Raw genomic sequence first — 9488 nt, 5'->3', positions numbered from 1 at the left:
GCGGGCTGGATCAGGCGTCTCGCCGGCCATGCGCCGGGCTTCGGCAGCCCGAGCGTGGGCGCCGGTTTTGGCTGGGTGGTCGAGCTCGATGCGGCCAATCCGATGTCGTTTCCGGTGAAGCGCACGGCGCTCGGCCGGCTGCCCCGCGCGGGCGTTGCCTGCGGCCTCGCCGCCGATGGCAGCGCCGTGGTCTTCATGAGCGAGGACGGCCCGATGGGACGCCCTGTTCCGCTTCAAGGGTGCTGCGCCAGCCGGCGCCGGCGAGGGCGCGCTGGATGCCGGGACGCTCGCCGTCGCGGCGATCGACGGGTCGCATATCGTCTGGCACGATCTGCCTGAAGGCTTGCCCACGCTGACCGCGACGGCTTCGGCCGGGCATCGCGAGTCCGGGTTCGACGCGCCGGCCGGCATGGCGATCGGCGCGGACGGCACGCTCTACCTGGCCTGCCGCGGCAATCCGGGGCGGGGGATCAGCCAGATCAACCCGCTCAATCCGCGCGCCGGCAATGGCGCCGGCCATCTGCTCGCCTTTGCGCCCGAGGGCGGCGATCTGGCGGCCCGTCGGTTTGCCGGGCGGGTTGTGCTGCTGGGCGGCAATCCGGCGCATGATTCGTCCTCGCGCTATGCGCCGGGTTCGACGGCCTGGCTGCGGGCGCCATCGACCCTGGATTTCGATGGGCGCGGCCGGCTGCTGATCGGCACCGACCAGCGCGGCGCCGTGACCGACACGGCGGACGGGCTGTTCGCGATGCGCCCGCATGGCGGGCTCCATCTGCTCTACAGCGCGCCGGTGGGCGGGGCGGTGGGCGGCGCCGCTGCCGATCCGCACGGGAAGACGCTGTTCACCGTGGCGCGGCATCCCGGTGCGACGCGGCAGGCGGATTTCGCCCATCCGGCGACGCGCTGGCCGACGGTGCAGCCCGGCATGCCGCCGCAGACCACGATGGTGTCGCTCACCCCGGGCTGACCCTGTCCGGCCGGTGCGCCTGAAGCCATGATGCTGACGATCACGACGAGGAGGGCAGGATGCTGAACACGACCGGGACCGTAAGGCTGAACGACCCGACGCTGCTGCGGGAAGCCAATTACATCGATGGCGCGTGGGTGCAGGCGGAGAGTGGCCGGACGCTCGATGTCCTGAATCCGGCGACGGGCGATCTGGTGGGCCGCGTGCCGGCGATGGGCGAGGCGGAGACCCGCCGCGCGATCGAGGCGGCTGGCCGCGCCCTGGCCGGCTGGCGGGCGATGCTGGCGAAGGAGCGTGCCGCGATCCTGCGCCGCCTGTTCGAGCTGATGATGGCCAATCAGGACGATCTCGGCGCGATCATGACGGCCGAGCAGGGCAAGCCGCTGGCCGAGGCGAAGGGCGAGATCGCCTATGCCGCCGGGTTCATCGAGTGGTTCGCCGAGGAGGGCAAGCGGATTTACGGCGACACGATTCCGCAGAACGCCCCCGGCCGGCGGATCATTGTGCAGAAGCAGCCGATCGGCGTGTTTGCCGCGGTGACGCCGTGGAACTTCCCCGCGGCGATGATCACCCGCAAGGCCGGGCCGGGCTGGGCCGCGGGCTGCACCGGGGTGATCCGCCCGGCGAGCCAGACCCCGTTCTCGGCGCTTGCCATCGCCGTTCTCGCCGAGCGCGCGGGCATGCCGGCCGGCGTGTGCAACATCATCACCGGCCCGTCGGGCCGATGGGGGCCGAACTCACCTCGAACCCGATCGTGCGGAAATTCTCCTTCACCGGCAGCACCGAGGTTGGCGCGAAGCTGCTCGCCCAGTGCGCGCCGACGATCAAGAAGACGTCGATGGAACTGGGCGGCAACGCGCCGTTCATCGTGTTTGACGACGCCGATCTCGATGCCGCGGTGAAGGGCGCGATCGATTCCAAATTCCGCAATGCCGGGCAGACCTGCGTGTGCGCCAACCGCATCCTGGTGCAGGATGGCGTGTTCGAGGCGTTCGCGGCGAAGCTGAAGGTCGCGGTCGAGGCGCTGAAGGTCGGCAACGGCATGGAAGCCGGCGTGACGCAAGGGCCGCTGATCAACCGCGAGGCCGTCGAGAAGGTGGAGGCGCACATCGCCGATGCGGTCGCCGGCGGCGCGCGGATCGTGACCGGCGGCCGGCGCCACGAACGGGGCGGCAATTTCTTTACCCCGACCGTGATCGCCGATGTGAAGCGCGACGCGCTGATCTTCAGCGAGGAAACCTTCGGCCCGGTTGCCCCGCTGTTCCGCTTCAGCACCGAGGCGGAGGCGATCGCCATGGCGAACGACACCGAGTTCGGCCTCGCCAGCTATTTCTACGCGCGCGATGTGGGGCGCATCTTCCGCGTCGCCGAGGCGCTGGAATACGGCATCGTCGGCATCAACGAAGGCCTGATCTCGACCGAGGTGGCTCCCTTCGGCGGCGTCAAATCATCGGGTCTTGGGCGCGAGGGATCGAAATACGGGATCGAGGACTATCTCGAGATCAAGTATCTGGCGCTCGGCGGCCTGGGCGGCTAAACCGGCGCTGTCAGGATGGGTGGCCGAGTGGTTTAAGGCAGCGGTCTTGAAAACCGCCATACGTGAAAGCGTATCGTGGGTTCGAATCCCACCCCATCCGCCATCCCTACATCCGGCACTGTTTGGTACCATCCCCTAAAATCTTTGATTTTTCGCCGATAATTCAGATTTCCGTCCGCCTCCGTCCATCCCGATTTGCCCGAATCCAGAGTTTCCACGTGGGTGAATTTGTGGGTAAGATTCGGATACGGCCCGGGTCGTTCACAAGCTGTCGCCGCTCAAGGTCGCCAAGCTTACCGCCCCCGGCCTGTATGGCGACGGCAATAATCTCTACCTCCAGATCGCCCCTTCCGGCGCGAAATCCTGGTCGTTGCGGTTCATGATCCGCGGCCGGGCGCGCGAGATGGCGCTCGGCCCCGTCGCCTTGATGTCCCTGGCCGAGGCCCGGATGCGCGCCATTGAATGCCGGCGCCTTCTCCTCGACGGCATCGACCCGATCGAACACCGCCTCACACAGCGCGAGGCCCGGACCGTCCGCGGCAAGACCTTTGCCACCTGCGCCGAGGCCTATATGGGTGACACGGGGATTCCTCCACCAACACCGGTAATCACGTCAAACCCGCCCCTCGCCGATGATCCCGCGCTCACGCTCCACATCCGCCAAGACGGCGCGCGACGAGTTGGCGGTTTCGCGCGCCGGCGCGTGGTGCGGCGCTGGAGCGGGCGCGGTGCTGCGCGCGCCCGTGCGCGAAGAGGCGGGGCTCAGCGGGACAGGGAGTCGAGCCGGCCGGCGAGGGCGGCGGCGAGGATGCGGCGCAGGGCGGCGGCGTCGGCCGGGCGGGGATTGTCCGGCGTGTTGGGGTCGCGGAAGGCTTCCTCGGATAGCTGGTCCAGCATCGGCGCGGTGACGCCGAGCGCTTCGACCGTGTTCGGGATGCCAAGCGCCTTTCGCAGGCCGATCACCCAGTCGCGAAAGCCTTCGAACCCGCCGTCGATGCCGAGGCTGCGGGCGACCTGCGCTATTTTCGGCTCGATCGCCGGGCGGTTGTATTCCAGGACGTAGGGCATCAGCACCGCGTTGGTCAGGCCGTGATGCGCGTGGCAGTGCGCGCCGATCGGGTGGCTCAGCGAGTGGATCGCCCCGAGGCCTTCTGGAAGGCGGTCGCCCCCATCGAGGCCGCGGCGAGCATGGTCCCGCGGGCATCGAGATTGCGGCCATCGGTCGCAGCGGCGAGGAGGCTGCCATGGATCAGCCGCATCCCCTCCACCGCGACGCCATCCGCCATCGGGTGCCAGGCGTCGATGCAATAGGCTTCGAGATTGTGGGCGAGCGCGTCCATCCCGGTCCAGGCGGTGAGGGTCGCGGGCAGGCCGATGGTGAGTTCGGGGTCGAGCACGACGAGGCGCGGGAGCATCTGCGGGTGCAGCAGGATCACCTTGCGGGCGGCCTGCTCATCGGTGATGACCGAGGCGCGGCCGACTTCCGAGCCGGTGCCGGCGGTGGTCGGCACCGCGAGAATGGGCACTATCGGCCGGTCGAGCGCGGGGGCGGCAAGGGTGATCTCAAAATCCCAGAGCGGCCGGTCGGTTGCGGCGGCGAGCGCGATGGTCTTGCCGCAATCGAGCCCGCTGCCCCCGCCGATCGCGACGACGAGGTCCGCCTCATGCGCGCGGAAGGCGGCGACGCCGGCGGCGACGTCGCCCGCCAGCGGGTCGGGGTGGGTGCCGGTGAAGCGCGCGGTGGCGATTCCGGCGGCGGCGAAGCTCGCCTCCAGCGGCGCGAAGAAGGGCAGTTTCGCCACCTGCGCGTCGGAGACGAACAGCGCGCGGCGGGCGCCGAGGTCGCGCGCGCGGCCGGCGAGTTCGGCGATGCGGCCCGGCCCGGCCAGCACCTCGGTGGGGAAGCGCCAGGTTCCCTGCAGAATGGTCATCGCGGGTTACATCCTTTCAAAGCAGCGTGTGCGTTCCCAGTCGGTCACCGCGGCGGCGAAGGTCTCGACCTCGACCTCGGCCATCCTTGCGTAATGCGCCACCACCTGCTCGCCGAACGCCTCGCGCGCGAAGGCGCTGTGGCGCCAGAGGGCGAGGGCGTCGGCCAGCGTGCGGGGCACGCGCGGCAGGTCGCCGTGATAGGCGTTGCCGGTGAAGGCTTGTTGCGGCGGCAGGCGGCGTTCCATGCCATCGAGTCCGGCGGCGATCATGCCGGCGAGGGCGAGATAGGGGTTCACGTCGCCGCCCGGCAGCCGGTTTTCGACGCGCAGCGACCGCCCGTGGCCGAGCACGCGGAAGGCGCAGGTGCGGTTGTCGTGCCCCCAGACCAGGCCGGTCGGCGCGAAGCTGCCCACGGCGTAGCGCTTGTAGGAGTTGATGTTGGGCGCGAACAGCACGGAAAGCTCGGCGGCGTGGGCGGCGAGGCCGGCGAGGAAATGGTCGAATTCCGGCGCGTGGCCGGGGCCGGCGGCGAAGACCGGGCGGTTCGCGGCGTCGCGCAGGCTGAGATGGATGTGGCAGGAATTGCCCTCGCGCTCGTTGAACTTCGCCATGTAGGTGATGGCGTGGTCCTGCGCCTGGGCGATCTCCTTCGCGGCTTCCTTGTAGATCACGTGGCCATCGGCGCACTCCAGTGCCGGGGCATAGGCGAAATTGATCTCGTGCTGGCCGAGATTGCACTCGGTGGCGTCGTGAAGTGTGTGGAAATTCTGGGTGGCGTAATCTCCGGGTGAGTTCAACCACCAGACTCGGCGTTGTAGCGCCGATGGAGATCACGCCATGGAGAAGAATAGCACAGGAACGCCGGAAGCCAGGCTGTTTGATGGGACGGCGTGGTTCGACCCGATCGAGACGGGCGTTCGGGATCGGATCCGAGGGTTCATTGAAACCATGCTCGAGGAGGAGCTGACGGCGGCGCTCGGGCGGGGGCGATACCATCGGGATGGCGAGGCGGCGGCCGGATATCGTCACGGTGTCCGTCATCGGCAAATCCTCGGCTCGTTCGGACCGCTCGACATCACGGTGCCGCGGGGTCGGATGCCAAAGCCTGAAGGTGGAACCGCCGAATGGCGCAGCGCCGCACTGCCTCGTTATGCGCGGATGACGAAACAGGCGGAGGCGTTGATTGCGGCGACTTATCTCGCCGGCACGAACACACGGCGGGTGAAGCGGGCATTGGGGGCGTTGTTCAAGGGGGCGGTAGGCAAGGACGTGGTCAGTCGTACCTGGCGAAAGGTGAAGGCGGACTGGGAAGGCTGGAACCGGCGCAGTCTGGCCGATGATGACATCGTCCGGCTGATCCTGGACGGCACCGTGGTGAAGGTCAGGCTCGACCGGAAAGCGACCAACATCTCGCTGCTGGTCGTGCTTGGTGTCCGCCGCGATGGGCAGAAGCTGCTGCTGGCGGTGAAGAACATGGGAGGCGAAAGCGAAGCCGCCTGGCGCGCCGTGCTCGATGATCTCATCGCCCGCGGCCTGCGCACTCCGGAACTGCTGCTGATCGATGGTGGCGCCGGCCTCGAACGTGCGCTGGCCAGCCTGTGGCCAAACGTGCCGACGCAACGCTGCACCGTGCACAAGCACCGAAACCTGCTGGCCCATGCGCCAGACGCCCTGCACGAGGAGATCACCGCCGACTACAACGACATGATCTACGCCGAAACCAGTGCCGAGGTGATGCGCCGGCGTCGGCTGTTCCTGGCCAAATGGCGTCTGAAATGCCGCGGTGTAGCCGACAGCCTCGAAGAAGCCGGCGATCGGCTGTTCACCTTCACACGATTGCCCCAAAGCCAGTGGAGATCAGCGAGAACGACGAATGCGATCGAACGTCTGCATGAGGAGTTCAAGCGCCGGATCAAGACCCAGACCGTCCTGCCCTCGGCCGAAACCGCGGCGATGTTGTTCTGGTCATTGCTCGCATCCGGACAGATCTCCATGCGCAAAGTCGACGGGTGGCAGAGCCTCGGAGAGCCTCCCGCCTCAATGCATCTTGATCTCGTCGCCTGACCTCGTCATGTTCCACCAGCCGGAGACGCCGCCCAAGGCAATTTCCACACAATCCGAGACGCCACCTTGCACTCGCCCTTGGAGTTCTCGACGCGGATGCCCGACGCCTCGAGCGCGTTGCGGATGGCGCGGATGACCTTTTCCACCTTGGCGGTGCCGAGGATGGAATAATCGACATTGTAGAGATTGGCCGGATCGAGATCGCGATAGCCGCGCCGCATGCACTCTTCATAGGTGTTGCGGAAGAGCATGAATTCCAGCTCGGTCGCGGCGAGCGCGGTCAGGCCCGTGGCGGCGAGACGGTCGAGCTGGCGGCGCAGGATGCTGCGCGGGGCGACCGGCGCCAGGGTGCCGTCATGCAGCGCGATGTCGCAGAGCACGATCGCGGCGCCCTCCTGCCAGGCGGCGCGGCGCAGGGTCGCGAGATCGGGGCGGAAGACGAAATCGCCATAGCCGCGGTCCCAGGAGGCGAAATCATAGCCGGAGACCGGCGTCATCTCGACATCGACGGCGAGCAGATAGTTGCAGCCCTCCGAGGCGTCGGTCAGGACGTTGTCGAGGAAGAAGCGGGGCATCACCCGCTTGCCCTGCAACCGCCCCTGCATGTCGGGCGCCGCCATCACGATCGTGTCGATCGCTCCGGCATCGACCGCCGCGCGCAGTTCGTCGAGCGTCATGCCGCCGGACGCGGTGATGTTCTGTGCAGACAGATCGTTGTTCATGATCGCACCTCCCGGCGGACTATTGCATGAGCCCAGTGTGACGATCTTGACATTCGGCGACAAGCGGCGATCGCGCGGGTTTGTGTTCAGATGTCAAAGCGGCACGGGGCGGAATTTGCCACAGTCGGCAGACTGCCGAATTTCGTTGCGCAACGGCCGCGCCGCCCGGCATTCTGGCGCGGCACCGACGGATTGAAGGGGATCATGGGTCTGCCTGCCGCCGCGTCCGGATCGACATCCTGCCATGTGCTCGCCGCCGCGGCGTCCGGGGTGACTTCGTTCATCCGTGGCGCGGGGGCCGACCCGGACCTGGTGCTCGGCGAGGCGGGATTCGATCCGCGCGACCTTGAGGACCCCTGCGCCACCGTGCCGCTGGCGCGCTATGTCGCGATGATGGAACGGGCGGCGGCGCGCAGCGGCGATACGCATTTCGGCCTGCGCTTCGGCCAGCAGTTCCAGCCCGAGGCGCTCGGGCTGATCGGCCAGCTCGCGCTGGCGGCGCCGGATGTCGGCACCGGGCTGGCGGCTTTCGCCCGCCACTTCATCGAGCACCAGCAGAATACCGAAACCCGCCTCGCGCGGGAGGGGCGATCGCTGCGGCTGGAATACCGGATCGTCGATCCGCGGATCTGGTCGCGACGGCAGGATGCCGAGCTGACGATGGGGATGTTCGCCAACCTGCTGCGGCGCGCGCTCGGCGGCGCGCTGGAGATCGAGGAGGTCTGGTTCGAGCACCCGGCGCCGGAACAGGCGCAGGCGCATGCGGCGGCGTTCGGCGCGCCGGTGTTCTTCGCCGCCCCGGCGAACGCGATCAGCTTCCGCGCGGCGGGGCTGGACCGGCCGATGCCGGCGCGCGACCCGGCGCGCTTCGCCGCCCTGGCCGAGGAGCTGCGCCGGATCGGCGGCGGCGGCGCGCCGCGCGACCTGCTCGGCGCGGTGACGAGCGAGATCCGCAGGAAGCTGCCCGAGGGCCCGGCCGGGATCGACCGCGTGGCCGCAAGCCTCGGCCTGCCGCGCTGGACGCTGCAGCGCCGGCTCGCCGAGTACGGCCTCACCTATTCCGGGTGCATCGACCAGGTGCGGGCGCGGCTCGCGCTGATGTATCTCGCCGAGCCGCATCTCTCGATCGCCGCGGTCGCCGAACTGCTCGGCTATTCCGAGGTGAGCGCCTTCTCGCGGGCCTGCCGCCGGCTGCATGGCGCCTCGCCCGAGGCGGTGCGCCGCAAGCTCGGCGCGCGAACGATGCCTGACAGCACGACCGGGCGGGAAAGCCCGGCGCACACGGCCTGACGGTCAACATGGGAGACGGAGATGTCGAACGACCAGGATGAGGCGCGGATCCTCGCCGAGGATACCGCAACGCTGCACAAGATGGGCTATGCGCAGGAACTGTCCCGGCGCATGCACGGATTTTCCAACTTCGCAATCGCCTTCTCGATCATCTGCATCCTGGCGGGCGGAATCACCTCGTTCCAGGCGGCGTTCTCCGCCGCCGGGCCGGGGGGCGTGTTCGTCGGCTGGATCGTGGGTCGATCTTTTCGATGGTGATCGCGCTGTCGATGGCGCAGATCGCCTCCGCCTACCCGACGGCCGGCGCGCTGTATCACTGGTCGTCGCTGCTCGGCGCGGGGCTGGGGCTGGGCGACCGCCTTCGTCAACCTGCTCGGGCTGATCTTCGTCGTCGCCTCGGTGAATGTCGGCGCCTACGACCTGTTCACCAGCCTGATCCTCGGCAACATGTTCCATATCGACACGTCGCACTGGGGTTCTGGCAGCAGACCATCGCCGTCGTCCTGATCACCGCGAGCCAGGGCGCGTTCAACCACATGGGCATTCGCACCACCACGCGGCTGACCGATTTCTCCGGCTACCTGATCTTCTTCATCGCCATCGTGCTGACCATCGCGATGCTGGTGGGCGCGCAGCATTACGATGTCTCGCGGCTGTTCACCTTCATCAACTATTCCGGCAAGGCCGGCGGCGGGTGGTGCCGCATAGCGGCAACCTGTTCTACCTCTTCATGCTCGGGCTGCTGCTGCCGCTCTACACCATCACCGGGTTCGACGGCGCGGCCCACACATCGGAAGAGACGGTGAACGCACGGCGCACCGTGCCGCGCGGGATCATCAATTCGGTGTTCTGGTCGTTCGCCTTCGGCCTGGTGATGGAGGCCGCGATCCTGCTGGCGATGCCGGATCTCGGCAAGGCGGCGGCGCAGGGCGGCAACGTGTTCTTCAACCTGCTCGCCGGGCTGCCGGTGATCCTG

At 68.2% G+C, this 9488-nt stretch carries 9 protein-coding genes, 1 tRNA gene and 3 pseudogenes; 10 read left to right on the top strand and 3 right to left on the bottom strand.

The window, feature by feature from the left end; genetic code table 11:
* From ACIDOCELLA78_RS000000112740 to ACIDOCELLA78_RS000000112720, 5 genes and pseudogenes are all read left to right on the top strand, one after another.
* A partial coding sequence (locus ACIDOCELLA78_RS000000112740) for an alkaline phosphatase PhoX (RefSeq protein WP_283770875.1) occupies nt 1-339 on the top strand: 339 nt, incomplete at its 5' end.
* Nucleotides 224-967 carry an alkaline phosphatase PhoX gene (locus tag ACIDOCELLA78_RS000000112735; protein WP_307850972.1) on the top strand — a complete coding sequence of 248 codons (744 nt, stop codon included), beginning with the start codon at nt 224-226 and terminating at the stop codon, nt 965-967. The genes ACIDOCELLA78_RS000000112740 and ACIDOCELLA78_RS000000112735, both read left to right, overlap by 116 nt.
* 59 nt (nt 968-1026) lie before the next feature.
* Nucleotides 1027-2504: pseudogene (gabD, locus tag ACIDOCELLA78_RS000000112730) on the top strand (NADP-dependent succinate-semialdehyde dehydrogenase).
* Between the two features lie 13 nt (nt 2505-2517).
* Nucleotides 2518-2607, top strand: a tRNA-Ser gene (locus ACIDOCELLA78_RS000000112725).
* Between the two features lie 165 nt (nt 2608-2772).
* Nucleotides 2773-2952, top strand: a pseudogene (locus ACIDOCELLA78_RS000000112720) (Arm DNA-binding domain-containing protein); the annotation flags it as partial.
* Between the two features lie 314 nt (nt 2953-3266).
* On the opposite strand, the pseudogene ACIDOCELLA78_RS000000112715 reads toward ACIDOCELLA78_RS000000112720, so the two are convergent.
* Together ACIDOCELLA78_RS000000112715 and ACIDOCELLA78_RS000000112710 are read right to left on the bottom strand one after the other, a co-directional pair.
* Nucleotides 3267-4435, bottom strand: a pseudogene (locus tag ACIDOCELLA78_RS000000112715) (iron-containing alcohol dehydrogenase).
* A 6-nt stretch (nt 4436-4441) separates the two neighbouring features.
* Nucleotides 4442-5233: a glutamine synthetase family protein gene (locus tag ACIDOCELLA78_RS000000112710; RefSeq protein ID WP_283770874.1), complete on the bottom strand. Its 792-nt coding sequence runs from the start codon at nt 5231-5233 to the stop codon at nt 4442-4444.
* 40 nt (nt 5234-5273) lie between these two features.
* On the opposite strand from ACIDOCELLA78_RS000000112710, the gene ACIDOCELLA78_RS000000112705 reads away from it, so the two are divergent.
* Nucleotides 5274-6500: an IS256 family transposase gene (locus tag ACIDOCELLA78_RS000000112705; RefSeq protein ID WP_201728293.1), complete on the top strand. Its 1227-nt coding sequence runs from the start codon at nt 5274-5276 to the stop codon at nt 6498-6500.
* Between the two features lie 5 nt (nt 6501-6505).
* Here ACIDOCELLA78_RS000000112705 and ACIDOCELLA78_RS000000112700 read toward each other — a convergent pair whose 3' ends face one another.
* Nucleotides 6506-7222 (bottom strand): glutamine synthetase, encoded by a 717-nt coding sequence (locus tag ACIDOCELLA78_RS000000112700; RefSeq protein ID WP_249676860.1) that lies wholly within the window; start codon nt 7220-7222, stop codon nt 6506-6508.
* A 204-nt stretch (nt 7223-7426) separates the two neighbouring features.
* Here ACIDOCELLA78_RS000000112700 and ACIDOCELLA78_RS000000112695 point away from each other — a divergent pair, with 204 nt between their 5' ends.
* The 4 genes from ACIDOCELLA78_RS000000112695 to ACIDOCELLA78_RS000000112680 form a co-directional block, all read left to right on the top strand.
* Entirely contained in the window at nt 7427-8512 is a 1086-nt protein-coding gene (locus ACIDOCELLA78_RS000000112695) for an AraC family transcriptional regulator (RefSeq protein ID WP_249676858.1), read from the top strand.
* A 21-nt stretch (nt 8513-8533) separates the two neighbouring features.
* Entirely contained in the window at nt 8534-8770 is a 237-nt protein-coding gene (locus ACIDOCELLA78_RS000000112690) for a hypothetical protein (protein ID WP_249676857.1), read from the top strand.
* Complete coding sequence (locus ACIDOCELLA78_RS000000112685; protein WP_249676855.1) at nt 8764-9318, top strand: hypothetical protein; 555 nt, start codon at nt 8764-8766, stop codon at nt 9316-9318. Before ACIDOCELLA78_RS000000112690 ends, ACIDOCELLA78_RS000000112685 begins: the two co-directional genes overlap by 7 nt.
* Nucleotides 9243-9488 (top strand): amino acid permease (locus ACIDOCELLA78_RS000000112680; protein ID WP_249676853.1); only part of this gene is annotated, 246 nt, incomplete at its 3' end. The genes ACIDOCELLA78_RS000000112685 and ACIDOCELLA78_RS000000112680, both read left to right, overlap by 76 nt.

Source organism: Acidocella sp. C78 (genome assembly GCF_907164655.1).
The sequence above is the reverse complement of the archived record's forward strand: the minus strand, read 5'-3'. Positions and strand labels throughout refer to the sequence as shown.